Source organism: Alteromonas abrolhosensis, assembly GCF_001953635.1.
GTDB classification, from domain to species: domain Bacteria; phylum Pseudomonadota; class Gammaproteobacteria; order Enterobacterales; family Alteromonadaceae; genus Alteromonas; species Alteromonas abrolhosensis.
The window spans coordinates 525,340-549,118 of the sequence record NZ_MEJH01000003.1 but is presented as its reverse complement, the minus strand read 5'-3'; the positions used below and the strand labels follow the sequence as shown (position 1 = coordinate 549,118).

General features: G+C 44.5%; 22 protein-coding genes. 9 read left to right on the top strand and 13 right to left on the bottom strand.

From position 1 onward, the window contains the following. Window positions 1-4: 4 nt before the first annotated feature. Window positions 5-1,021: an NAD-dependent epimerase gene (locus BGK61_RS04560; protein WP_076010963.1), complete on the top strand. Its 1,017-nt coding sequence runs from the start codon at window positions 5-7 to the stop codon at window positions 1,019-1,021. Between the two features lie 24 nt (window positions 1,022-1,045). Here BGK61_RS04560 and BGK61_RS04555 read toward each other — a convergent pair whose 3' ends face one another. The 4 genes from BGK61_RS04555 to BGK61_RS04540 all read right to left on the bottom strand — a co-directional run bounded on the left by BGK61_RS04555 (window position 1,046) and on the right by BGK61_RS04540 (window position 7,461). Continuing rightward, window positions 1,046-1,939 carry a patatin-like phospholipase family protein gene (locus BGK61_RS04555; RefSeq protein ID WP_076010962.1) on the bottom strand — a complete coding sequence of 298 codons (894 nt, stop codon included), beginning with the start codon at window positions 1,937-1,939 and terminating at the stop codon, window positions 1,046-1,048. A 405-nt stretch (window positions 1,940-2,344) separates the two neighbouring features. Further along, window positions 2,345-4,540, bottom strand: a complete 2,196-nt coding sequence (locus BGK61_RS04550; protein WP_076010961.1) for a malate synthase G — start codon at window positions 4,538-4,540, stop codon at window positions 2,345-2,347. Between the two features lie 98 nt (window positions 4,541-4,638). Continuing rightward, window positions 4,639-5,583 (bottom strand): LysR family transcriptional regulator, encoded by a 945-nt coding sequence (locus BGK61_RS04545; protein WP_014950208.1) that lies wholly within the window; start codon window positions 5,581-5,583, stop codon window positions 4,639-4,641. A gap of 282 nt (window positions 5,584-5,865) precedes the next feature. After that, window positions 5,866-7,461, bottom strand: coding sequence for an isocitrate lyase (locus tag BGK61_RS04540; RefSeq protein WP_076010960.1), 1,596 nt, complete (start codon window positions 7,459-7,461; stop codon window positions 5,866-5,868). 438 nt (window positions 7,462-7,899) lie between these two features. On the opposite strand from BGK61_RS04540, the gene BGK61_RS04535 reads away from it, so the two are divergent. The 3 genes from BGK61_RS04535 to glsB all read left to right on the top strand — a co-directional run bounded on the left by BGK61_RS04535 (window position 7,900) and on the right by glsB (window position 11,582). After that, entirely contained in the window at window positions 7,900-8,859 is a 960-nt protein-coding gene (locus tag BGK61_RS04535) for a chemotaxis protein CheV (protein WP_076010959.1), read from the top strand. 234 nt (window positions 8,860-9,093) lie between these two features. Beyond that, on the top strand, window positions 9,094-10,572 hold the full coding sequence (locus BGK61_RS04530; RefSeq protein WP_076010958.1) for an alkaline phosphatase: 1,479 nt from the start codon (window positions 9,094-9,096) through the stop codon (window positions 10,570-10,572). Between the two features lie 101 nt (window positions 10,573-10,673). Then, window positions 10,674-11,582: a glutaminase B gene (gene glsB, locus BGK61_RS04525; RefSeq protein ID WP_014999079.1), complete on the top strand. Its 909-nt coding sequence runs from the start codon at window positions 10,674-10,676 to the stop codon at window positions 11,580-11,582. 77 nt (window positions 11,583-11,659) lie between these two features. Here glsB and BGK61_RS04520 read toward each other — a convergent pair whose 3' ends face one another. From BGK61_RS04520 to BGK61_RS04480, 9 genes are all read right to left on the bottom strand, one after another. Next, on the bottom strand, window positions 11,660-12,361 hold the full coding sequence (locus BGK61_RS04520) for a VC0807 family protein (RefSeq protein WP_076010957.1): 702 nt from the start codon (window positions 12,359-12,361) through the stop codon (window positions 11,660-11,662). Between the two features lie 46 nt (window positions 12,362-12,407). Further along, a complete protein-coding gene (locus BGK61_RS04515) occupies window positions 12,408-12,947 on the bottom strand; it encodes a rhomboid family intramembrane serine protease (protein WP_076010956.1) in 540 nt (179 codons plus the stop codon). A gap of 19 nt (window positions 12,948-12,966) precedes the next feature. Then, the gene (locus BGK61_RS04510; RefSeq protein ID WP_076010955.1) at window positions 12,967-14,133 is read right to left on the bottom strand and encodes a glutathionylspermidine synthase family protein; all 1,167 of its coding nucleotides are present in this window, start codon (window positions 14,131-14,133) and stop codon (window positions 12,967-12,969) included. 2 nt (window positions 14,134-14,135) lie between these two features. Then, window positions 14,136-14,804, bottom strand: a complete 669-nt coding sequence (locus tag BGK61_RS04505) for a DUF1190 family protein (RefSeq protein ID WP_014999076.1) — start codon at window positions 14,802-14,804, stop codon at window positions 14,136-14,138. A 10-nt stretch (window positions 14,805-14,814) separates the two neighbouring features. Continuing rightward, window positions 14,815-15,231 carry a DUF350 domain-containing protein gene (locus tag BGK61_RS04500; RefSeq protein WP_076010954.1) on the bottom strand — a complete coding sequence of 139 codons (417 nt, stop codon included), beginning with the start codon at window positions 15,229-15,231 and terminating at the stop codon, window positions 14,815-14,817. Between the two features lie 16 nt (window positions 15,232-15,247). Continuing rightward, on the bottom strand, window positions 15,248-15,892 hold the full coding sequence (locus tag BGK61_RS04495) for a YjfK family protein (protein ID WP_014999074.1): 645 nt from the start codon (window positions 15,890-15,892) through the stop codon (window positions 15,248-15,250). An 11-nt stretch (window positions 15,893-15,903) separates the two neighbouring features. Beyond that, window positions 15,904-16,959 (bottom strand): potassium channel family protein, encoded by a 1,056-nt coding sequence (locus BGK61_RS04490; RefSeq protein ID WP_014999073.1) that lies wholly within the window; start codon window positions 16,957-16,959, stop codon window positions 15,904-15,906. Window positions 16,960-17,106: 147 nt separating this feature from the next. Then, window positions 17,107-17,787: a PspA/IM30 family protein gene (locus tag BGK61_RS04485; protein WP_014999072.1), complete on the bottom strand. Its 681-nt coding sequence runs from the start codon at window positions 17,785-17,787 to the stop codon at window positions 17,107-17,109. 23 nt (window positions 17,788-17,810) lie between these two features. Then, the gene (locus BGK61_RS04480) at window positions 17,811-18,200 is read right to left on the bottom strand and encodes a DUF2170 family protein (protein WP_014950192.1); all 390 of its coding nucleotides are present in this window, start codon (window positions 18,198-18,200) and stop codon (window positions 17,811-17,813) included. A 268-nt stretch (window positions 18,201-18,468) separates the two neighbouring features. Between BGK61_RS04480 and BGK61_RS04475 the strand changes: the two genes are divergently transcribed. The 5 genes from BGK61_RS04475 to secD all read left to right on the top strand — a co-directional run bounded on the left by BGK61_RS04475 (window position 18,469) and on the right by secD (window position 23,770). Then, window positions 18,469-18,744 (top strand): DUF6471 domain-containing protein, encoded by a 276-nt coding sequence (locus BGK61_RS04475; RefSeq protein WP_014950191.1) that lies wholly within the window; start codon window positions 18,469-18,471, stop codon window positions 18,742-18,744. A gap of 434 nt (window positions 18,745-19,178) precedes the next feature. After that, the gene (queA, locus tag BGK61_RS04470; protein WP_014950190.1) at window positions 19,179-20,225 is read left to right on the top strand and encodes a tRNA preQ1(34) S-adenosylmethionine ribosyltransferase-isomerase QueA; all 1,047 of its coding nucleotides are present in this window, start codon (window positions 19,179-19,181) and stop codon (window positions 20,223-20,225) included. Between the two features lie 172 nt (window positions 20,226-20,397). Continuing rightward, window positions 20,398-21,510, top strand: coding sequence for a tRNA guanosine(34) transglycosylase Tgt (gene tgt, locus BGK61_RS04465; RefSeq protein WP_014950189.1), 1,113 nt, complete (start codon window positions 20,398-20,400; stop codon window positions 21,508-21,510). A gap of 24 nt (window positions 21,511-21,534) precedes the next feature. Next, the gene (gene yajC, locus BGK61_RS04460; RefSeq protein WP_014979840.1) at window positions 21,535-21,870 is read left to right on the top strand and encodes a preprotein translocase subunit YajC; all 336 of its coding nucleotides are present in this window, start codon (window positions 21,535-21,537) and stop codon (window positions 21,868-21,870) included. A 55-nt stretch (window positions 21,871-21,925) separates the two neighbouring features. Further along, the gene (gene secD, locus BGK61_RS04455) at window positions 21,926-23,770 is read left to right on the top strand and encodes a protein translocase subunit SecD (protein WP_014979839.1); all 1,845 of its coding nucleotides are present in this window, start codon (window positions 21,926-21,928) and stop codon (window positions 23,768-23,770) included. Window positions 23,771-23,779 lie beyond the last annotated feature (9 nt).

Sequence of the window (23,779 nt, the reverse complement as noted above, 5' to 3'; positions counted from 1 at the left end):
GTAAATGAAAATCTTAGTCACCGGAGCAGCTGGTTTTATTGGTGCGGCTGTATCGCAATACCTTATCAATCGTGGTGACCAAGTTGTCGGGATTGACAACATTAACGATTATTACGATATAAATTTAAAGCACGCCCGCCTAAACGAGATTAAGTCATCGACTGCTGCTGATTTATTTTCATTCGTTGAGATGGGGGTTGAAGAGCGCGACAAAATGGCTGTGCTTTTCGAAGAACACAAGTTCGATAGGGTAGTCCATTTAGCTGCCCAAGCAGGCGTGCGTTATTCTCTTGAAAATCCTAACGCTTACGTCGACTCAAATATTGTTGGTTTTGTGAATATTCTGGAAGGATGTCGCCATAATAAAGTCGAGCATTTGGTGTATGCGTCATCTAGCTCAGTCTACGGTGCGAATGAAACAATGCCGTTTTCAGAGCAGCACAACGTAGATCACCAAGTTAGCCTGTATGCCGCTTCTAAAAAAGCGAACGAGTTAATGGCGCATACTTACAGCCATTTGTATAACTTGCCTACCACTGGGCTACGCTTTTTCACTGTTTATGGCCCTTGGGGGCGTCCAGACATGGCACTATTCAAGTTCACCAAAGCTATTTTGGAAGGGAAAACAATTCAGGTATACAACTACGGAAACCACCGTCGTGATTTCACCTATATAGACGATATCGTTGAAGGCGTAATTCGCTCATTGGATAATGTGGCTAAACCTAACGAGAGCTGGGACGGTAGCAATCCAGACCCAAGCACAAGTAAAGCACCATATAAGGTATATAACATTGGCGCGCAAACGCCCGTACACCTTTTGAAGTTTATAGAAACTCTTGAAAGCGCTCTGGGAATAGAGGCGAAAAAAGAACTTCTTCCCATTCAGCCGGGCGATGTGCCCGACACCTATGCCGATGTTTCATCATTAGTGGCGGATACTGGCTATCAACCTTCTACAAATGTAGAAACGGGTGTTAAAGCATTTGTTCATTGGTATCGCAATTTTTATAACGTTTAACCGTTCGTCCCTCACAGAGGTCTTCTAGGGGACTTCAATTGCACTGCCTCTCATAAATCCCGCACACTTTTTGGGCAAGAACTCTTTCGTGGTTGAATAACCAAGTTCAAAAAGTGTGTTTTTAATCTCAGGTGACAGCGAAAAATCAACCGCAGATATTTCACCAGTATTCACCACTACCGTATTATGCCAATACTTTGCATTTACATACTCTCTGGATATTGCGGTCATAAACGTGCGAATAAGCATACTTACGTACTGAGGTAATTGAAGTAAGTTTTTCTTAATGGCTTTACGCTTTTGCTCAGTACTTTGCAGCCTGAAGCATATTGACGGTGTGCCATCGCCGCGCCAATCTTCAAAAAGTGCATCCTCAGACAATATTGCGCCGTCCACTAACAAATGCTCTTTAAATGGTTTGAATGAAAAGATGAGTGGTATCGACATAGAGTAACGTACCGCTTCAGAAACCCTCATATCAGGAGCCGTTTGCTTATTGAATAGAACTGGCCCACCGCCGTTTACGTCTGTAGCAAGTATGTGTAGGTCAAGAGGGAGGTCGCTAAACACTGCACCTTCTAGCTGGTCATCAATCCACCGTTGAAATACATCGCCAGATGATAACCCACCTTCACGAAGTAACCGTACGAGTGAGAATTCAGTAAACTGCTTGAAATCTGTGACCAGAGCCAGCTCTCGCATTTGTTCTACACTATAACCTTTGGCGTACAGCGATGCGATAATGGAGCCGCCCGAGACACCCACCAATGTGTCGAAACTCACCTTCATATCGTGCAGCGCCTTTATAATACCGATATGAGCGCTCAGGCGCGTTCCCCCACCAGAAAAGATAGGCACAATTTGTGTGAAATCAGGCTGTAAGAGGTTATTCGGGATTGTGGCCGAAGCTATCTGCATATGCATACTCCAAACTAGCGAGGCTATCCGTTCTCTATCTACTTCATGTGGACAACAAAACACAGTACCTCGTAGTAAAAGCGTAGTTGACTGAAAGACTATCAGCAAAATATGAGGGGGAGATATGCAATATCTTTAGTCTAAGCTGTTGCTATTTAGCTACATAATGTAATGCGAGGCTGTTTTATAACAGTAAATTGAAACGAGGATATAGAAATCGATTAGCTTTGGATAAGCCTTAGCAGCAGGCATAAAAAAGCTCACTTCTGACCTATTTCAGGAGTGAGCTTCTTATTCTAAAAGTTTGCTGGACTAAAAATTGACTAAACTCTCTCACATGCGCTATTGCATTGAGCTTACAATTTTCAATTTTCAATTTTCAATTTCCAGCTTTCGATTTCTGTATTAGCTCGCCGCAAGCCTTGCCTTCATCTCACGTCTTCGAGCGTGTAGTAAAGGTTCAGTGTAACCGCTAGGCTGCTCTTTACCTTTAAAGATAAGGTCGCTCGCGGCCAAAAAGCCAATTGAGCTGTCTAAATCAGGTGCCATCGGGATATATTCAGGGTCGCCGGCATTTTGCTCATCTACCAGAGTCGCCATACGAGCCAAAGACTCTTTTACTTGATCAACACTTACAATACCGTGCTCAAGCCAGTTAGCGATGTGCTGAGAGGATATTCGTAACGTCGCGCGGTCTTCCATCAAGCCTACATTGTTGATGTCAGGAACTTTCGAGCAGCCTACGCCTTGGTGGACCCAGCGTACAACGTAGCCCAAGATACCTTGAACGTTGTTATCAATCTCACGCTTTATGCTTTCACGTGTTAGCGTAGAAGCGTCCTCCAAAAGTGGAATGGTCAAAATATCGGCAAGACCATCGAAGTTTTTATCTAACGACTTTTGAACGTCAAATACATTTACATCGTGATAATGAAGCGCATGTAGTGTCGCAGCAGTAGGAGAGGGTACCCAGGCAGTATTCGCGCCGGCCTTCGGGTGGCCGATTTTAGTACTCATCATATTTTGCATTTCATCAGGTATAGGCCACATGCCTTTACCGATTTGTGCTCTGCCTGAAAGGCCACAACGAAGGCCTACGGCAACGTTGGCAGTTTCATAAGCCTTGATCCACGCCATTGATTTAAGCGCGGCTTTTTCTGCGAAAGGCCCCGCAAGCATTGAGGTATGAATTTCGTCACCAGTTCTGTCTAAGAAACCCGTGTTAATGAACACGACGCGTGAAGTAGCCTCGGCAATACAAGCTTGTAGATTGATACTCGTACGGCGCTCTTCATCCATTATGCCCATTTTAAGGGTGTTGGCTGGAACATCGATAATCGCTTCGATAGCACCAAACAACGCGTTAGAGAATGCAACTTCTTCTGGTCCGTGCATTTTAGGTTTAACAATATAAATACTACCTTCGCGGCTGTTTTTAAATTTGCTGTTTCCTAATAGATCATGCTTTGCAATAAGAGAAGTGACTAAACCGTCCATGATGCCTTCGGGTACTTCTTCACCGTCGAAGAGCATGGCATTGTTGGTCATAAGGTGACCCACATTCCTAACAAACATAAGGCTGCGACCAGAAAGTACTAGTTTGCCGTCTTTTAGTTCGTCTTGTGAAGCGTGTTTAGACGGCTGATAGCTTCTATCTTCATGCATAGCACGAACTAACTGTTTACCACCTTTTGTCATTTCAATGCTTAGCGTGCCTTTCATCAAGCCAAGCCAATTGCTATACACCAAGGTTTTGTCTTCAGCGTCAACAGCGGCAACGGAATCTTCGCAATCCATAATGGTAGTCAGTGCTGCTTCAACCAATACGTCTTTTACGTTTGCGGCATCGCTTTCGCCAATCGGGTGGGTCGGGTCTAGTTGAATTTCAAAGTGTAGACCGTTGTGGGCGAAAAGCAGACTAGAAGGGGCGCTAATATCGCCTTGATATCCTTGCCATTGCTCCGTATTTGCTAAAGTAGTCTCATCGCCGTCAGCAAGAGTAATCGCCAATTTACCAGATTCAATCTTATATTCAGTAACGTCAGCGTGGCTGCCTTTTGCTAGCGGTATCATGCTATCTAAGTAGCTTTTCGCTTTAGCTACAACTTTAGCGCCGCGTACAGGGTTATAGCTTTTTCCTGCCTCTGCGCCACCTTCATTACTGATAACGTCAGTGCCGTATAGTGCATCATAAAGGCTTCCCCATCGCGCGTTTACAGCGTTGAGCGCGTAGCGAGCGTTATTAATTGGCACCACTAACTGAGGGCCTGCCATAGTCGCAATCTCTGCGTCTACATTTTGTGTTTGTGCGCTTACTTGTGATGGCTGCTCTACAAGGTAACCAATGCTTCTAAGAAAGTCAGTATATTCGTTTCCCTTTACCGGGTTGCCGGCTTTGTGATAATCGTCGATAGCGCGCTGAAGCTGCTCCCGCTTTTCTAATAATGCGCGATTTTGAGGAATGAATTTTTCAAAGAGGGTTTCGGCACCTTGCCAAAAGGTGTCTTTATCTACGCCTGTACCAGGAAGTGCCTGTTCATTAATAAAGTTATCGAGCTGTTCGGCAACCTGTAGTCGGCCTCTAGTAATATATCCTTGCATAACTACCTCTATACATTTATCTGTTAACCCAGTGTAGTGTGTATAGAGATAGTTTTTTAATTTATGGTTTGTATTTTTGCCATATTTTTTGTGAATGTTTAGCCCGCGTTCATTTCACTAGCTACATCGCTTATCAACCGGCGCAACCAAATATGTCCTGCGTCGTGGTGAAGTAGAGCACTCCACGCCATTTTTAGCGCAATCGGTGGAATGTCGAAAGGTGGCTCTTTAATCACCACATCTGGGTCGTGCTTAAACAAACGGGCAGCTTTACTAGGTAAGGTAGCAATAAGCTTCTGCTTTTTCGCAATCTGAAGCGCTGCATGGTAGTGGCGAGTAAACACGCGAATTGCACGCTGCTTTCCAATTTTGGTTAGCTCAGCGTCAACCCAACCCAACTTTTGCACTTCATTCGGGTCAATACCTACGCCCACACCAAACCCAGTTTTACTCACCCAAATATGCTGGGCACTCAAGTAGCCTTCTAGGTTGCATTTTTCTACTAGCGGATGGTCGGAACTCATAACGCAGCTAAAGGTGTCATACCAGATAACTTTTTGGTGAAACGACAAAGGCAGTTCATCGAAGCGGTTGATTGCCATATCCACTTTACCTTGTTCGACATCGTGAAACGTCACGTCACTCGGCGTAATAAGGTCAAGCGTAATATTGGGCGCTAAATCCGCCAGTCTTCCAACAAGTTCAAGTAACAAGGTACTCTCTGCATAGTCACTGGTCATAATGCGGAAGGTTCGGTCGCTGGTTAACGGGTCGAAGTCTGTTTCAGGCTGAATAGAGCTTTCTAATCGGCTGAGTACATCGCGAATAATGGGTTGTAGTTCAAGCGCGCGCTTAGTGGGGGTCATCCCATCGCTGGTGCGAACTAATAACGGATCTTTGAACAGATCGCGAAGGCGCTTTAGGCCGTTACTCATTGCAGGCTGAGTAATACTTAGCTGATTAGCTGCTTTTGTTACACTGCCTTCGCGTAACAGCACATCTAAATAAACCAATAAATTCAGGTCGACCTTCGCTATATTCATTATTCTAATGCTCTTTTTAAACCTAATTAAACACAGCTATTATAAAGCTTTTTTATTTCAATGTCAGATAAGCGTTTAGTCTTAACTTACCTGGGTCTACATCTATAAGTCATTGAATATTATATGTTATATGAGTTTTTTATGGGTTTTAGAAAAATATGGGTTTCTTTATTTTTTGAAACAAGCATAAATGCAGTGAATAGCATGCACAAAAAAGGGCACCCGAAGGTGCCCTGTAGGAAAGGTTGGGATACTTTCCGTTTAACTCATTGTCTGTTCGTGTTACACATCAAACTGGTTCATGGTGTTGTCTTCACCAGATGCTTTAAGTGCACCTTCACCAGAGAAGTACTCTTTGTGCGTATCACCTAGATCAGAACCTGCCATCGCTTGGTGCTTAACACACGCTAGGCCCTGGCGAATCTCTTGACGCTGAACACCGCGTACATAAGCAAGCATACCTTCTTCACCGAAGTAACCTTTAGCAAGGTTGTCAGTAGACAGTGCTGCAGTATGATAAGTCGGTAGAGTGATAAGGTGGTGGAAGATACCTGCTTCACGCGCTGCATCAGCCTGGAAGCTCTTAATCTTCTCGTCTGCCGCTGCTGCAAGTTCGCTGTCATCATAGTCAGCAGACATAAGTTTCGCGCGGTCATATCCAGAAACATCTTTACCTTCTTCGCTCCAAGCATCAAATACTTGCTGACGGAAGTTAAGTGTCCAGTTAAATGATGGAGAGTTGTTGTATACCAGCTTAGCATTTGGTACTTGTTCGCGAATAGCGTTAACCATTTCAGCAATTTGACCTACGTGAGGCTTTTCAGTCTCAATCCATAGCAAGTCAGCACCGTGTTTAAGCGACGTTACACAGTCAAGTACTACACGGTCAAAACCTGTGTTCTCTTTAAAGCGGAACAGACCGTTTGGTAAGCGCTCAGGTTTAACCAGCTTGCCACCTTGCTTAAGCACTAAGTCACCTTCACTTAGGTCTTCAACACCTGCAACTTCAGTCGTTTTAAGGAACGCGTTGTACTGGGCAGCCAGGTCACCTTCTGATGTAGATACTGGGATCTTCTGAGTCAGACCAGCACCTAGTGAGTCAGTACGTGCAACAATTACACCTTCATCAACACCTAGTTCAAGGAATGCATAGCGTACTGCATTGATCTTCGCTAGGAAGTCTTCGTGAGGCACGGTTACTTTACCGTCTTGGTGACCACATTGCTTCGCGTCTGATACTTGGTTTTCAATTTGGATACAGCATGCACCGGCTTCAATCATTTGCTTTGCAAGTAGGTACGTTGCTTCTTCGTTACCGAAGCCAGCGTCGATGTCTGCGATAATTGGAACTACGTGAGTCTCGTAGTTATCGATTTCAGCTTGAATAGCAGCAACATCACCGCCATTTTTCTTAGCGTCATCTAGCTTGTGGAAAAGGTCGCCCAATTCACGCGCATCTGCTTGACGAAGGAAAGTGTAAAGCTCTTCAATAAGTGCAGAAACTGACGTTTTTTCATGCATTGATTGGTCTGGAAGAGGACCGAATTCAGAGCGAAGTGCCGCTACCATCCAGCCTGAAAGGTAAAGGTAGCTTTTATTCGTTGTGCCTTGATGCTTTTTAACTGAAAGCATTTTTTGCTGGCCTATGAAGCCATGCCAGCAACCTAGCGACTGTGTGTACTGAGACGAATCTGCGTCGTATTCAGCCATGTCTTTGCGCATGATACTTGCTGTATAACGAGCAATATCTAAACCAGTTTTAAAACGGTTCTGAACCTTCATGCGTGCAGCGAATTCTGGGTTGATACCTTCCCAAGTTCCGTTTTGTGCTGCCTTTAATGTGGCGAAGTTATCAATGTCTTGTTGATATTGCGACATGAGCGTCTCTCCCGACTATAATTAAAATACTTAACGTTGTTTGTGTTTACGCTGTAGGGCGTTCCCGTTGATTCCATTTCATCCTAGTGCCGGATTTGGAATAATAGAAATATATATTTTGCATTGCGGTCATTTATTTTGTGAATGTTTGGTTCTGGCGTATGCTTGAACTATCCTCTGCGAGAGAGAGGTATTCGCTCGCTTTACATTGGTTGTTTGATGTTAGGGGTGAAGTTACGAAGTGAAGGGGGCTTCGACATTAGGCATGAAGTCTTACAGGCGCTGGTTATTTCGTCTGTCTATTAGCTAAAAGGGTAATAGCTTTGCCACTGTGGGCAAGGTAAATTTAGGTCTAAAACATCATGCTAGACGAATTGGCCTTGAAGTGTTCGCCATATTCACTACAGCTTGTTGATTATAATATGAAAAGTGGGTGTTATGAGTAGCAGTGTATTGTCGTCGGTTGACCAAAGAACCAAGCTTGTGGGCGAGAACAGGCTTGAGCTTTTGATGTTTCAGCTTGGAACGCGACACATTTTCGCAATGAACGTCTTCAAGATAAAAGAAGTCATAAACGTACCCAAGCTCAATATAATGCCTGGCTCACATCACAACCTTAAAGGTGTGATGAATTATCGCGGAAGTTCCATCCCAATTATCGATTTGCGTCAGGCAATAAAAATGCGCGGTGCAGCCACACAGGCAACAGCGAAGAATGTCATTATCACTGAATACAACAGAAGTGTGCAGGGCTTTATTATCGGTGAAGTAAAAAACATCGTAAATACCTCTTGGGGAACTATTCAGCCACCCCCGAGCGGAATTGGAAAATCCAATTATTTAACCGCCATAACTCAGGTGAATGTTGAGGGTAAACAAGAGCTGGTAGAAATCATCGACGTCGAAAAAGTACTCGCGGAAATTATCGATTACGACACATCTATTTCTGAAGAAGTGCTGGATAAAGAGATAGTTAACCACTTTCTAGGTAAAAAAGTGTTGATAGTGGACGACTCAAGCACGGCAAGAAAACAAATAAAGGATACGTTAGAGCAGCTCGGTATCACGATTATCGAACGAAAAAACGGTGCTGAAGCGTTAGCATTACTCAAAAAGTGGGCCGATGAAGGTAAAAATCCTACCGACGAAATTCTGCTTATGTTCACCGACGCAGAAATGCCGGAAATGGACGGCTATCGACTTACTTCAGAAGTGCGCAACGACCCCCGCATGAGCAATTTATTTATAGCACTTAATACTTCGCTAAGCGGAAGCTTTAATGATGCCATGGTGGAAAAGGTAGGGTGTGACAGATTTATCTCAAAATTTCAGCCAGACATGCTGGTGGATGTTGCTCAACAGCGCATGCGTGAATACCTTGAGGCACAGAACAAGTAAGTCTCCCCATTCAGTAAGTTACCTATTTAACGAGATGACGACCTAGTCATCTCACCCCCTGGTTATTTTATCCAAAAGCTTTGAGCATCTTGCCTGCCTGTTTTACACTATTGCCTCTTATCGCTTTGCTAACACCTTTATGATCACCAAAGAATCATTCGCGATAGTGTCGATTTTGTAGTATCTGCGGGTAAAAATCCCAGTGGATACCTTTACTTACTCAGGGAAGTTTAAATGATTAAACAATTTGTTCGCACATCATTAGTAAGTTGTGCGTCTATTGCTGTTCTTGCGGGTTGTGGTATCACTGAATCTACAACCGAATCAGCAAGTGTAAACGGTACCAAAACTCAAAGCGTGCCGAAAAATATTATTATGGTCGTTGCCGACGGTATGGGGCCAGCTTACACCACGGCATATCGCAACTATGTAGATGACCCGTCAACACCGAAAATAGAGCCTGTTGTCTTCGACGACATTTTGGTGGGCAATGCTTCAACGTATCCTGCTCGCGTCTCTGGTTATGTTACCGATTCAGCAGCGGCCGCAACTGCTCTTGCTACTGGCATCAAATCGTACAACGGTGCCATTGGTGTCGATGTAAATAAACAGCCAATTAATTCAGTTATGTACCATGCGAAAAGTAAAGGCATGCGTACAGGTTTAGCGGTAACGTCTCAAATTGTTCATGCAACGCCAGCTTCGTACATTGCACACAACGAAAGCCGTAAGAACTACAATGAAATTGCAGAAGATTTCTTTGATGTTCGTGTCGACGGTAAATTTGTTGCTGACGTAATGTTGGGTGGCGGTACTTCTTACTTTGAGCGTGATGATAGAGATATTCTTGCGCAGTTTATCGATGCTGGCTACGAATACGCTGATTCATATAACCGTTTAGCTTCGGTACCTGTAGGAAGTAATGTACTTGGTCTGTTTGCGCCTGTGGCACTGCCAGCGGTGCTTGATGATAAGCGTAAAAACCGTCTTGAGTATTTAACTCAACACGCCATTAAGCACTTAGAAAATGAAAATGGGTTCTTTCTTTTAGTTGAGGCAAGCCAAGTAGATTGGGCTGGTCACGCAAACGACATTGCTTCTGCCATGGCTGAAATGCACGACCTGGCGCTAACCATGGAATATTTGCGTGATTATGTAAAGGCAAACCCTGACACCTTGGTAATCTTGACAGCAGATCACAGTACAGGTGGCTTAACTATTGGCGCTAACGGTGACTACCGCTGGAGCCCAGAGCACCTTAAATCGATGTCAGCCTCGGTAATGACGATTGCACTTGAAATGGCCAATGAGGAAAACCCAGGCGAGTTCGTTGCACAAAAACTTGGGTTGACGTTGAGCGACGAAGAGCTGGCCACACTAGATAGCGTATCAAATCAGGATGACAAAACGCGCTTTATGGCAGTAAAGACTTTTTTAGATACAAAAACAAATACAGGTTGGACTACCGTTGGCCACACTGGGGTAGATGTTGAAGTATTTGCTTTTGGTGCTGGCTATCAATCGCTTATGGGCCAAATTGATAATACAGATATTGCAAAGACAATTTTCAATTTTATCGATAAAAAGCAGCCAGTAAAAATCGATTCTAACTTAAATACAGTACCAAAAGAGACATCGACCAACATAGAGCTTACGTCAGATGAAGATGACGATGGTCTGTGTGACTTTAAGGAAGATTGGCGCTGTAACTAATCACTGCAAAGTAAGTATAAAAGCTAAAGCGCCGACGTTGATATAACAGGCGCTTTATTTTTATCTGTAGTAAACAGGAAAGGGGAACAATGAACAACGAAATGCTGGCTTTACTTCAAGATATATACGATGAAGTTGAACCTATGTTGGGTATGGGGAAAGTTGCCGACTATATTCCAGCACTGGCCACCGTCAACCCAAGACAGTTTGGCATTTCAATTTGCGATACTAACGGTGAAATCACCTCTATAGGCGATGCGAGTGTTCCTTTTTCTATCCAAAGTATTTCAAAAGTCTTTAATCTTGTGCTGGCCATCAACCACTATGGTGAAACCATGTGGGAGCGAGTTGGCTGCGAACCATCTGGCCTGCCGTTTAACTCTTTAGTGCAATTAGAATACGAAAACGGCATTCCTCGTAACCCTTTTATAAACGCAGGCGCGCTGGTTGTAAGTGACATGGTGCAATCTCGGTTTGCCTCGCCCTATATTGCCATGCGAGATTTTGTAAGGCGCTTAAGCTGTAACGGTGACATAGTGGTGAATAAGGTGGTGGCTGAATCGGAGTACGAGCACCGCTCTCGCAATGCGGCAATGGCGTATTTGATGAAGGCCTATGGAAACTTCGAAAATGACGTTGAAGATGTGCTACGAAACTACTTTCACAACTGCGCATTAGAAATGAGTTGTGAAGACCTGGCGCGTTCAACTAGCTTTCTTGCCAATGCAGGGTTTTCAACCTGTGCCAACCAACGTGTGCTAACCCCATATCAAACTAAACAGGTGAACGCACTTTTGGCAACCAGTGGTATGTATGACGAAGCGGGGAGTTTCGCTTTTAAAGTAGGCTTACCGGGTAAAAGTGGCGTGGGTGGTGGTATTGTAGCCGTTGTGCCTGGGCGCTTTTCAATATGTGTATTTTCACCGGCCCTTAATAGCGTGGGGAATTCTCAACTAGGCGTGGCAGCCTTAACGTCCTTAAGTGAACGCATAAACTGGTCTATTTATTAATAACACATCAATTTAAAGCGGCTCTTAGAGGACGCCGCTATCTTTTCCCGCCCTACAAGAGCACGGTGTCTTTACAATTATTGATTAATGAAGTTATCGAGTTCTTCGCCGGTAATTTTTTTGATTTGAGCGAACAGGTACCAAAGCGCTGCAATGAGCAAAATCATGCTTGGAATAACAATAACAGGGTAGCTGAGCGCAGTCATTCGACCTAGCTCTTCAGTGTATGCCGTAGTGCCCGGCTCACTAACTAAAATCATTTTAGCTAAGATATAGTTTAGAGCTGAAGAGAGGAAAAACGAACTTGCTACGATATAGGAGCTTACTGCAACTTTCTTTTTAAACTCACCTTGCTTGCCTTTCGCATCAAGTACCTGGTTTAGGTGTGGCCAATTTATGATCTGATCGTTCAAAATAAGCATTTTGACTAAGGGTTTATTAGAGTATTGGGTTACCAGCACAGCAATACCGATAATGCCTGGGATAGTGGCTTCTTTGATGGCAATATACTCGGCAGGTAGTTTTAGTAAGCTGAACCCACCGGTGAGGAGCACACTGATAATACCTAAAATGGAAAAGCCGTTAACTTTTCCTGACTCTTTTAAATCCCAAAGACCATACCCAATAGGGAAGCTAAGTGCCGCCACAATGCTCCAGGCAGGGCCTAAGTAATCTTCTGAACTTGCATAGCTCATCAGTACAACAGGAATAACAATGTTAAACGCTAGGTTGCCGAAAAAGCCTTGATTCTTTTGTGTTGGTTCTTGTACTGCTGACATATCTAATTACAACGTCTCATCTTAAGGCCAATTATACGTAAACTAATTAGCGTGCCCAGTGCCATGCGGCAAATAAGCCACCAATAAAGCCAAACAGATGATATTCAAAGGAAATAAATTTCGATGTAGGAAGCACACCAACCAGCATTCCTCCATATAGTGCCGCAACTACTAGTGAAATAAGTAAATACCGCACTTTGTTACTTCTAAAACCTGCCAACACGAGGAAACCGAAGTAGCCATATACCATGCCGCTCGCGCCAATATGTGTAGCGCTTCTACCAAACAACCATACTCCTAAACCACCTATGAGTAGTGCGCTTAACGTAGCAATGAGAAAGGTCCGTTTACCCCACTGCATGGTGAGCCACATGAAAAGCAAAAGAGGCACCAAATTAGCCATCAAATGGGTAGGCGTGCCGTGAAGGAAAGGGGCTGTAAATATATAGGGCAAGGTTGAGAGCGTACGAGGCACAACACCAAACTGATTAAGCGCATTGCCGGTAAGTAAGTTTGCTACTTCTATTACGATTAGCAGTGCACCTAGCGTCAGCAGAACGCGAATTTGGAAAGAAAACGGCTTCATCGAAAGGCCCTAAAGCAGATTACAAAATAATATGAGGAAGGTAGCGAGAGAGATCTTGGGTAATAGCAGATGCATCTTCTCGTACTGAAATACCTGCTGGCATGTCATCCACCAACCAACTACCTATGAGTGTATGATTACCTTCAAAAACGGGTAAAGGTTCAAATGCTTGAACAATATAGCCTTCTTCTCCGTAGGGACCATCGCTAAGCTTATTCTCAATTCCCCCTTCAATGATGGAAACATTCGCGCCCTCTCGAGAAAACAGGGGCTTTTTAATCCACTTTCCTGACAGCGCGTTTGTGTTTATTTCATCTGAAAAATAAGCGGCAAGCAGGTTAGGGTGGCCTTCAAATTTCTTCCAAAGCTGGGGAAGCAAGGCTTTATTGGAAATTATTGATTTCCACGGGGGCTCTATCCAATTAACTTGGGCGTCTTCTAACACGTCGCCAAACTCTTCGCGCAGCATAAATTCCCAAGGATAAAGCTTGAAGCAGTCTGTAATCGGCGCGTCTTGAAGATCGGTGAAAACGCCCGTGTCCGCCAACCCAATGTCTTCAATAAAAACAAAATCAGCCAAAAGCCCGGCCTCTTTAGCGCAGTCTTGTAGGTATTGCACGGTTCCACGGTCTTCAACAGTATCTTTGCAACACGCCATATGCAGTTGGTTAATATTGTAGTGCAGTGCTATTTCGCGAAAGCGATGAACTAACTTTTCTTGCAAGCTATTGAACTGATCAGCGTGCAGGGCGAGTTTGCCGGCATCCACATTTTGTGAAAGCCAAAGCCACTGCCAGAAACCAGACTCATATAAGCTGGTGGGGGTATCCGCATTGTTTTCTAGCAGCTTAGCTGGCCCTTTACCGCTATAGACAAGGTCAAGGCGGGAGTACAAGCTTGGAGCTCTTTCGTACCAGCTGTTTCTTACTAAGTCCCAATGTTGCTCTGGAATTCGAAAACGAGTAAGTAATTCCTCACTGTTAACCACATCTTCAGTTACCGCTAAGCACATCTGGTGTAATTCTGCTGTTGGGTCTTCGATGTCGTTTTCAATTTGCGCTAGCGTGAATTGGTAGTAAGCACTTTCATCCCAATATGGCTCGCCATACATGGTGTGGAAATGAAAACCAAACTCGTTAGCCAACTGCTGCCAGCCCTTGCGAGGCTGGCAAGGCATTCTAAACATAGTTATCCGCCCCAGCCGCCTTTACGGCTGCTGCTACCCCAAGACGATTTTGCACGAACACTACTACCAAAACCGCCTCGTTTCATTGTGCGATTTACGGTGGGTTTAGGTTTGTAGACGTCCTTATTTACGCGATACTTTCTTTTACGAATATCGCCGTCGAACACATAGCCGTCTGCGGTTACCCAGCGCGAACGAAACGGTGAATTGTAAGAGTATGATGTGTATAAAGGCTGTGAGTAGTAGCGATTTGGCGATAGCAGAGAGCTCACCATGTAGCCCGCCATGAACGGCATGAAAAAGCTGCCGCTACTATTATTCACATATTGGCACTGGTTAGGGCCAAATTCATGTTCACAGTCATATTCAGAGCTAAAGCGCGGACTAGTGCGCATGGCCTCGTCGACCGCTGTCTGGTATGCCGCTTCACAACGTTCTACAGCATCAGGAAAATCCTGTTTACAGTCTTCTAGCGAGGTATAAATGGTGGCGTCTTCTTTTTCGCCACCACAGCCACTTAAAATAACGCTGGCAACACCCAATGCTAAGGGTTTTACGCTAAACCCCTTACGCATGCGACTAAGGTCAATATGTTTGGTGCGCTTTAATATTGGTTTCTCACCTTGCACGCTATCAATAACATCAAGCTGAGTATTTCGTTTATCAGTCATCGCTGCCCCCTTAATAGGTCATGCAAGCAGCATTGAGTAAGCCTACGGCAATCGACATACTGGCAAGCATAACACCCGCTGAGACTTCGTTGTTATTAATACGTTCTGCAATTTTTGGCATAAAGCTGAAGCGTAAAATGGCAAAAGCGAGTGACTGTGCGACAACTGCGACCACAGCCCATATACCAAAGTCTACTACAGCAACAGAGTTTGATGCTGCGCTGCCTAGAGCGATAGCAAAGCCGATAATTGCGCCCCCAAAGCCAATGGCCGCAGCGACGTTTTTCTCTTCTTTCACCAGCTTCCATTCATCGTGAGGTGTGACCAAGGCGTACACCAACTTGAAGATAAACAAAAAGACAATCGACAAGCCGAAGTAAAGCGCAAAGTTATCCAAGCCTGCCAAAGATTGCATGATCGTATCCATAGTTATTCCCTTTTTATTAACCGTTTATAGTGATATCAGCAGGTTCAACATCAAACCCCGTTGAAATCACCAAACATCTATCTAAATTATTGCCTACTTGTTTCTCTTCACCCACAACGAGCAGTGTTTCGACTCTATCGTTACTGATGGGGCGTTCGTACAGCATCATAAACTGATCGGTGGTACTCACATCACCGTCTTCTTCATAGGTAGTTTCAGTGACGGCAACAGGCGGTGACTCGTCGCCTACCGCACCCCATACACGGGTAAAAACCTTTCCGTCAAGCTCATAGGTAGGCTGACTGATAACGTTTTTCAAACAGTCATTCCACTGAGCAGTATTACCAATGGTTTTAGTTTCGTAAAAGTGCCACAGCTTAACATCTGTAATGTGGTTTTCAGAAAGGCCGCCATCAGTGACTACCTGTAAAAATCCATCGTCGTCGGTGTAAAAGCGAAGTAGGGTGCCACCTGTATCTAAAGGCGCTTCGCCTACCGCTTGGATAAGCTGAGAACGGGCTGCGCCTTCAATAGTGAGCTCAGGCTCCAATAACGAAAGCTTCAAGTTATCTAACTCGAAAGAACCACCTAAATACAGACCCATTATTTCAGGCGACTTTGGTTTTTTAGGTTCTGATTTTTTAAATAATTTACTAAACATATTTGCGCCTCTTAATCAGCGTCAAGGGAAGACCAGTTAATTGAGTTTATGCGGCGCTCCGCTATATAAAACAAGGTGTCGCCAGGATTTAACGTAGCGTCTAAGGGCGGGTTTACCACCATTTCTTTGACCAGACTATTTGGCGCATAGCCAATAAAGATTGCATCGTGCTTACGCTTTAAATTAATAAATAATTTGGCGACAGAAATAGCTTTGCTGCTTGGAGGAATTTTTACTGAAAACTGCGCTTGGCCTTCTTCTACGCTTAGCAGGTCGTGATGGAGCATGCTTGAACCAGGATCGAAAGCCGCTTTTACTAGCATCTCTACTGCTACGCTCGGTGTACACTCTACTTTAGGGCAATGATCTTGCAACAAGTTTACTAAGCTATCGTCATCAAAATAGGCCACTTGATGAGCATCAGGGTTGCGCTTAGTACAATACAGCGCGGTCGTCATGGTGACATCGTCTTGAGGGTTATCGATAAGAATAGTTCTGGCTGTGGCCACACAGGCGCGATCCATATCTTCGTCTTTATTAAACGAATCAACTTTTACAAACTCAATTACCCCGGGCATTGGATTTGTTATATCTGCTTTCACACACAGCACGATATCTGGGCGCTCTGGCATAGCGTCGCGTTCTTTAAGAATTAAATCAAGCAATAGCATGGTGCGTTGCTCGTTCCACCCAATCACCAAGATATGCTCATCTAGCATCAAGCTATTCATACCTAACAATCCTTTCTTCCACGTTAATGAAACCCAAGCTGCAATCCGGCCAATGACCATGGCGAAAATACTTAAGCCCAGCGGAATGACGTAAAATGCTACGACTAATTTACCCTCAGGTGTAGTAGGCGACAAATCACCGTAACCCACCGTTGAGGCGGTGACCGCTAGCCAGTAGATAAAGTCGATGTCAGCGATTAAGTCATGCTCGCCTACGGCGTATAGTAGCCAATAGCTTGTTACAGCGTAAAATGCGGTTGCACCGACAATGGTGTACCAGCGAGACTCTGCAAAATACCGCAGCATGATTTTTCGCAGTTTTATCCATTGAGACATAAAAGAAACAGCCCTTGTTATGCGTGCCCTTACTCTGCCTTGAAGTGCTTGGTTTGTCTAGGTTAGCTCTTTGTTATCTAACAATTTTCGCAGAGATTTATGTAACAAGAATTAAAAATGGGAGCGCTTGGCTCCCATTCATTTACTTTACTTGCCTAGAATTCGCGCTAGCTCATCGTCTGCAGAAGTTTTACCCCCTTTGATGCCCGCTTCCGCTAAGCGTTTTTCTAAATCGCTGTTAGATTCATTATTCGCTAGCTCTTCAGCTGCTTGCAGCTCAGCGTTGCGCATCTTTTGCTTTTCCTGAATGCGAGACAGCGATTCAGTCGCGGTTTTCATTTTACTATTCGCGCCCATGTGGCGTGAAGAAACGGCGACCTGCGCTTTTTGAACACTTTCGGTAGCTTTTACCATATCCACCTGCTGCTCTAAACGACGTAAATTCGCTTTCGCCTGTTGGATATTTTGTGCCAGTTGCTTTTCTGACTGCTGGAACTGATCAAGATAAGTTTGTTCCTGATCTCGTTCTTCTTTAAGTTCTGACACCTTTTGCGCACAGTCGAGCGCTAGCTGGCGGTCGCTATCGATAGCCTTACGCGCGTGGGCTTCGTATTCCGCAATTGACGAATTGAAGCTATCTACTTTTTGTTGAGAAAGCTTGCACTTCGCCAAAATTTGGGTACGTGCATGGTCTGACTTGCGCAATTCTTCTTTGGCTTCTCTAATTTCTTGTTCCAGAATTCGAATAGCCTGACTGTCTACGACAGATTGAGCAGCTTCGGTTGCACCACCTTTTACTGCAGTTACTAATTTTTTCCACACTGACATTCGCTTCTCCTTAGAAGTAAATTTTAGTTAAGGTGTGTTTCGTAGGCATCTAAGAAAGATGCAACATTCTGAAACAGGGTTTCCACTTCAATAACGATACTTTCGGCTTTTGACTGGGCACTTAGCGCTCCAAAGGCAGTGTAGTATTCTTCACCACCAATGTTTGAAATGCCTACCGTGGTCAAAGGGAACACCATATGAGTAGACAATATTTCATGATCTAGCGCTGGCTTATCTTTTACTTCCGACGCTGCAAACAAAAGACTCTCTACTAAGATCTGCTCTCCGCTGATAGCAAGCCAGGCATCTATGCCGTCTTGATTAGCAATAAGTAAGCAGTTTTCCTCACGTGTTACCACAAAGTCATCATGCTCTTTAAATAAGGCTTCGATGCTTTCCAGTTCCCAGCTCATACCTTTCTCCTTTAATTATTGAAGCGATAGTTGTGAAAATGAATGTCGTGTAAGTGGTGTGTTATACAACTGCACTTTATTAAAAACAGATACTTTGCTGTATTAACCACCGAAGTTACTGTAACGACTATTTTCATCTTCGCCAATATCTAGACTTGCAGTGTAGACCTGTTGTGCCATAATCGTCAACATTAAATACATGCTATAAGTGTAAAAAAGTGTGTTTTTGTAAAATATATATCACATTTGTGTGATTTTTGGAGGCTGTGTGAACACTGGAAATACGCAAGGTGCTAAAAATGCGTGGCGGCAAACGGTAGCAAGAGTTGTGAAGTCTGAGATGTCTGTGCGCGGCGTAAAATATCAAGCGTTAAGCCAAAGGCTGGAAGAGATTGGCGTGGAGCAAAGCGCAGATAACCTTAGAAATAAGGTAAATAAAGGTATTATGGGCGCCGATTTACTTCTGCAGATTTTGTACGTGTTGAAGGCGCGTCCATTAGATGCGGCGCTTTTAGAGGAAATCTTAACTGATCTTCAGCAATAAACAGCGTAAAATACCGCCGTTTATAAGATATCGATATTCAACTAACCTGCCGCGCAGAGGAATCGAAGCTTCGCAATTACGTTGCGATGAGTGACGGTAGGCAGGGAAAATAAGCAGATAAAAAAATACCCAGCAAGTGCTGGGTACGAATGATAAGGAATGTTTATGGGAGAACATCATCACTATCTGTAGGTATCTTAACCGTTTAAGGAGTTAAGTGCTATTTAATAAATTGAATTGTACGTATAGTGTTCAATATAAAGTTATTTTATAATATACGTTAATTTTTAATTTGTTGATAATTAATGTTTTTTGTTTTTATTTTGACTTTGGCTTCATCTGTGAATCTATTTTTATTAGCCTTTAGTTGCAACTTAAATAACACTTAATATTCTACTTTTGTCTAACTTTTATGCCGTAATTTAGTCGTATTTATGAAACTATCAGATTTTAGCTTCGAGCTACCCGAAAAACTTATCGCCAAATACCCAACTCAGCAACGTACAGCGAGTCGCTTGTTACATTTAGATGGGAAAACTGGCAATGTAGCGCACACGATGTTCGCTGACATGCTGAAATTTGTAGAGCCAGGCGACCTCTTGGTGTTCAACAATACGCGGGTTATTCCTGCACGTTTACTGGGCAAAAAGGAAACGGGCGGGCAGGTTGAAGTGCTGATCGAACGTATAACGTCAGACAATACAGCGTTAGCGCATGTTCGCGCGAGCAAGGCACCTAAACCTGGAACTACGCTTATTCTTGAAGAAAAAGTGAATGTTACGGTGACAGGGCGAGACGATGCGCTATTTATTTTACAGTTTGACCACGATGAGACCGTATTAACGCTGCTAGAAGCCCATGGCCACATGCCGCTACCTCCTTACATCGACCGTCCCGATGAAAGTTCAGACAAAGAGCGCTATCAAACCGTTTACAATCAAAAGCCGGGCGCGGTTGCGGCGCCTACTGCAGGGCTACACTTTGACGATGCAATACTGGCTGCGTTAAAAGAAAAAGGTGTGAATTTGGCCTTTGTAACTTTGCACGTTGGCGCGGGTACATTCCAGCCTGTGCGCGTTGATAATATTCAAGAGCACAAAATGCACGCAGAGTTCGCCGAAGTACCACAAGACGTTGTTGACGCAGTTCTAACCACAAAGGCCAACGGTAAACGTGTTATTGCAGTGGGTACAACCTCTGTACGCTCTTTGGAGTCAGCGGCAAAGGCAAGTGCAGAGCGCGGTGACGAGGAAGTTATTGCGCCATTTAACGAAGATACTGAGATTTTTATCTACCCTGGTTTTGAGTTTAAAGTGGTAGACGCAATGTTCACCAATTTTCACCTTCCAGAGTCCACACTAATGATGTTAATTAGCGCATTTGCTGGCAAAGAGAATGTCATGAAGGCGTATCAAGAAGCGATAGAGAAAGAATATCGATTCTTTAGCTACGGTGATTCAATGTTTATTGAGCGCGCCTAAACACATTCGACCACGATACAAGGCATGTAAATCGGTATTTTGCAGGCCTTTCTAGCTTAGTTACAGATAAACATAGATACGGGGCATGATCTCAGCCGAATTACTGGTATAATCGCCGCCAATTTATTTTTATACCCAGCGCAAAAGCGCACCAAAGTGGGAATGCTTTCACATGCAATTTGAGTTGTTAAAAACCGAAGGCCGAGCACGACGCGGTCGTTTGGTGTTTGAACGCGGTGTTGTTGAAACCCCTGCGTTCATGCCCGTAGGTACATACGGTACTGTTAAGGGAATGACCCCTGAAGAATTAAAAGACAGCGGTGCACACATCTGTCTTGGAAACACGTTTCACCTGATGCTTCGTCCTGGTACAGGCATTATTCGCCAGCATGGCGACCTGCACGACTTCATGAATTGGGACAAGCCAATCCTTACGGATTCGGGCGGCTTCCAAGTGTTTAGCTTGGGTGATTTGCGTAAAATTACTGAAGAAGGTGTAACATTCCGCTCTCCGATAAACGGCGAAAAGATTTTACTTACGCCTGAAAAATCGATGGAAGTTCAGCGCGATTTGGGCTCTGACATCGTGATGATTTTTGATGAGTGCACGCCGTACCCCGCTACTGAACAAGAAGCGCGCGTTTCAATGGAAATGTCACTACGTTGGGCCAAACGTAGTAAAGAAGCCCATGGCGATAACCCAGCGGCACTGTTTGGTATCATTCAAGGCGGTATGTACGAAGGTCTGCGCGACGTTTCACTTGCTGGCCTTGAAGCTATTGGCTTCGACGGTTACGCCATTGGTGGTCTTTCAGTAGGTGAGCCGAAAGAAGATATGATCCGCATTATCGATCATACCGCGCCTAAAATTCCGGAAGATAAACCTCGCTATTTAATGGGCGTGGGTAAACCTGAAGATTTGGTAGAGTCTGTGCGTCGCGGCATCGATATGTTTGACTGTGTAATGCCCACGCGCAACGCCCGAAACGGTCACCTGTTCGTGACTGAAGGCGTAGTGAAGATTCGCAATGCGAAACACAGAAACGACACCTCGCCATTAGATGAGAATTGTGACTGCTACACTTGTAAAAACTATTCTCGCTCTTATCTACATCATTTGGACAAGTGTAACGAAATCTTGGGTGCGCGCTTAAACACCATCCATAACCTTCGCTACTATCAGCGTGTGATGCAGGGTCTTCGCGATGCGATTGACGCAGGTACGCTTGATGAGTTTGTACAAGAATTTTATGAACAAAAAGGGTTGCCGGTTCCGGCACTATAACAACGATAATATTTGGGGAATTTTATGAGCCTATTTATCTCTAACGCTTACGCACAGTCTGCTGGTGCGCCGCAAGGTGGCGGCATGGAAATGATCATCATGCTAGCTGTATTTGGTTTAATCTTTTACTTCTTGCTTTACCGCCCACAAGCTAAGCGCGTAAAAGAGCATAAAAACCTAGTATCTTCACTTAGCAAAGGTGATGAAGTGCTAACACAAGGTGGTTTGGTAGGCAAAATCACTAAAGTGTCAGATGAAAAAGACTTCATTGAAGTTGCACTTAACGATTCAAACAACATCGTTGTTCAGAAGTCTTCAGTAACTGCTGTGCTGCCTAAAGGCACGATGAAGTCACTGTAAGTAACAAAAGCCGGGGCCGGGACGCTTCCCGGTACTGGCACGAAAGGATTATCCAGTGCTAAACAAAAACTCTATTTGGAAAGTACTGAGTGCACTCATTGTGGTTGCAATGTGTGCACTTTATGCGCTTCCTAACATTTACGGTGAAGATCACGCCGTACAAATCTCAGCAGGCCGTGACGCTGTGGTAACTGACGCCACTGTGGAACAAGTAAAAGCCGCGCTAAGTGAAAAGAATATCTCTCCAAAACGTGTTGAATTTGAGAACGAACAAATATTAGTTCGCGTTTCGGATTCTGACACCCAGCTTGTTACGCGCGAAACGCTTGAAAAGGCGCTTGGTGATGACTACTACGTGGCTATGAACCTTGCCCCCGACACGCCAGAATGGCTTGAAGGCCTAGGTGGCGCGCCAATGAAGCTAGGTCTTGACCTTCGCGGTGGTGTTCACTTCTTGATGGAAGTGGATATGACCGAAGTGATTGCTAAGTCGCTAGAAGACGCAGAGGGTGGTTTCCGTACTTCACTGCGTGAAGAAGGCATTCGTTATCGCGGTGTAAAACAGGTTGACGATCATATCGACATTACGTTCCGTGATGAAGATGCGCTAGACAAGGCAGAGTTCTTTTTGCGTAACCAAAGTCGCGACCTTACCTTTAACCAGGTGGATGACTTAACACTTCGCGCTATTTTTGCTGAAAGCAAGCTTCAGGAAATTCGCGACAACGCGGTTAAGCAAAACATTACCATTATTCGTAATCGTGTAAACCAACTTGGTGTGGCTGAGCCGCTTGTACAAAAGCAAGGTGCTGATCGCATTGTTGTGCAGCTTCCAGGTATTCAAGACACCGCCCGTGCGAAAGAGATTCTTAATGCCACAGCAACACTAGAATTTCGCATGGTGGACCAGAAGAACGACATCCGTGATGCATTGAACGGCCGCGTTCCTCCTGGCTCTCAAGTGATTGAAGATCAGCAAGGCATTCCTCAGCTGCTTGAAAAGCGTATTATGCTTACCGGTAGCCATATTATTGATGCGAATAGCGGTGTTGATGAATATGGGCTTCCGAATGTAAACATATCGCTGGATTCTGAAGGCGGTAATAAGATGTCTCGCTCAACCCGTGGCAATATTGGTAAACCAATGGCTACGGTGTTTATCGAATACAAGTCGACTGGCGAACGTAACAAAGACGGCAAGCTGGTGTTTGAAAAACACGAGCAAGTTATCTCGGTTGCGACTATTCGTGCGCAACTGGGTAGCAAGTTCCAAATCACAGGTCTTGATTCACCGAAAGAAGCCCGTGACTTAGCGTTGCTACTTCGCGCAGGTGCACTGATTGCGCCAATTCAAATTGTTGAAGAGCGTACGGTTGGACCAAGCTTGGGTAAAGAAAACATTGAGCTGGGCATGCAGGCTATTATGTATGGTCTGGCAGCGGTACTTGTTTTCATGTTGATTTACTACAAAGCGTTTGGTGTGGTAGCGAACATCGCTCTGATTACAAACCTGGTTATGATTGTGGGCATAATGTCGATGATCCCTGGTGCAACGCTTACGCTACCGGGTATGGCAGGTATTGTACTGACCGTTGGTATGGCGGTAGATGCAAACGTGCTTATCTTTGAGCGTATACGAGAAGAGATACGTGACGGCCGCAGCCCTCAGCAGGCGATCCACCAAGGTTACGACAGTGCATTTTCTACCATTCTAGATGCTAACATTACCACCTTCATTGCAGGCTTAATCCTCTTTGCCGTGGGCACAGGCCCAATTAAAGGCTTCTCGATTACACTGATGATTGGTATAGCAACCTCGATGTTTACCGCAATCCTAGTTACGCGCGTTATTGTTAACGCAGCATGGGGCGGTCGACGCGTAGAGAAATTGGCGATTTAAGGAAGTAAC

What these genes read in the sequence shown, in the direction of transcription:
- BGK61_RS04560 (WP_076010963.1), top strand. Translation starts at nt 5, where the DNA reads ATGAAAATCTTAGTCACCGGAGCAGCTGGTTTTATTGGTGCGGCTGTA.
- BGK61_RS04555 (WP_076010962.1), bottom strand. Translation starts at nt 1,939, where the DNA reads ATGCAGATAGCTTCGGCCACAATCCCGAATAACCTCTTACAGCCTGAT.
- BGK61_RS04550 (WP_076010961.1), bottom strand. Translation starts at nt 4,540, where the DNA reads ATGCAAGGATATATTACTAGAGGCCGACTACAGGTTGCCGAACAGCTC.
- BGK61_RS04545 (WP_014950208.1), bottom strand. Translation starts at nt 5,583, where the DNA reads ATGAATATAGCGAAGGTCGACCTGAATTTATTGGTTTATTTAGATGTG.
- BGK61_RS04540 (WP_076010960.1), bottom strand. Translation starts at nt 7,461, where the DNA reads ATGTCGCAATATCAACAAGACATTGATAACTTCGCCACATTAAAGGCA.
- BGK61_RS04535 (WP_076010959.1), top strand. Translation starts at nt 7,900, where the DNA reads ATGAGTAGCAGTGTATTGTCGTCGGTTGACCAAAGAACCAAGCTTGTG.
- BGK61_RS04530 (WP_076010958.1), top strand. Translation starts at nt 9,094, where the DNA reads ATGATTAAACAATTTGTTCGCACATCATTAGTAAGTTGTGCGTCTATT.
- glsB (WP_014999079.1), top strand. Translation starts at nt 10,674, where the DNA reads ATGCTGGCTTTACTTCAAGATATATACGATGAAGTTGAACCTATGTTG.
- BGK61_RS04520 (WP_076010957.1), bottom strand. Translation starts at nt 12,361, where the DNA reads ATGTCAGCAGTACAAGAACCAACACAAAAGAATCAAGGCTTTTTCGGC.
- BGK61_RS04515 (WP_076010956.1), bottom strand. Translation starts at nt 12,947, where the DNA reads ATGAAGCCGTTTTCTTTCCAAATTCGCGTTCTGCTGACGCTAGGTGCA.
- BGK61_RS04510 (WP_076010955.1), bottom strand. Translation starts at nt 14,133, where the DNA reads ATGTTTAGAATGCCTTGCCAGCCTCGCAAGGGCTGGCAGCAGTTGGCT.
- BGK61_RS04505 (WP_014999076.1), bottom strand. Translation starts at nt 14,804, where the DNA reads ATGACTGATAAACGAAATACTCAGCTTGATGTTATTGATAGCGTGCAA.
- BGK61_RS04500 (WP_076010954.1), bottom strand. Translation starts at nt 15,231, where the DNA reads ATGGATACGATCATGCAATCTTTGGCAGGCTTGGATAACTTTGCGCTT.
- BGK61_RS04495 (WP_014999074.1), bottom strand. Translation starts at nt 15,892, where the DNA reads ATGTTTAGTAAATTATTTAAAAAATCAGAACCTAAAAAACCAAAGTCG.
- BGK61_RS04490 (WP_014999073.1), bottom strand. Translation starts at nt 16,959, where the DNA reads ATGTCTCAATGGATAAAACTGCGAAAAATCATGCTGCGGTATTTTGCA.
- BGK61_RS04485 (WP_014999072.1), bottom strand. Translation starts at nt 17,787, where the DNA reads ATGTCAGTGTGGAAAAAATTAGTAACTGCAGTAAAAGGTGGTGCAACC.
- BGK61_RS04480 (WP_014950192.1), bottom strand. Translation starts at nt 18,200, where the DNA reads ATGAGCTGGGAACTGGAAAGCATCGAAGCCTTATTTAAAGAGCATGAT.
- queA (WP_014950190.1), top strand. Translation starts at nt 19,179, where the DNA reads ATGAAACTATCAGATTTTAGCTTCGAGCTACCCGAAAAACTTATCGCC.
- tgt (WP_014950189.1), top strand. Translation starts at nt 20,398, where the DNA reads ATGCAATTTGAGTTGTTAAAAACCGAAGGCCGAGCACGACGCGGTCGT.
- yajC (WP_014979840.1), top strand. Translation starts at nt 21,535, where the DNA reads ATGAGCCTATTTATCTCTAACGCTTACGCACAGTCTGCTGGTGCGCCG.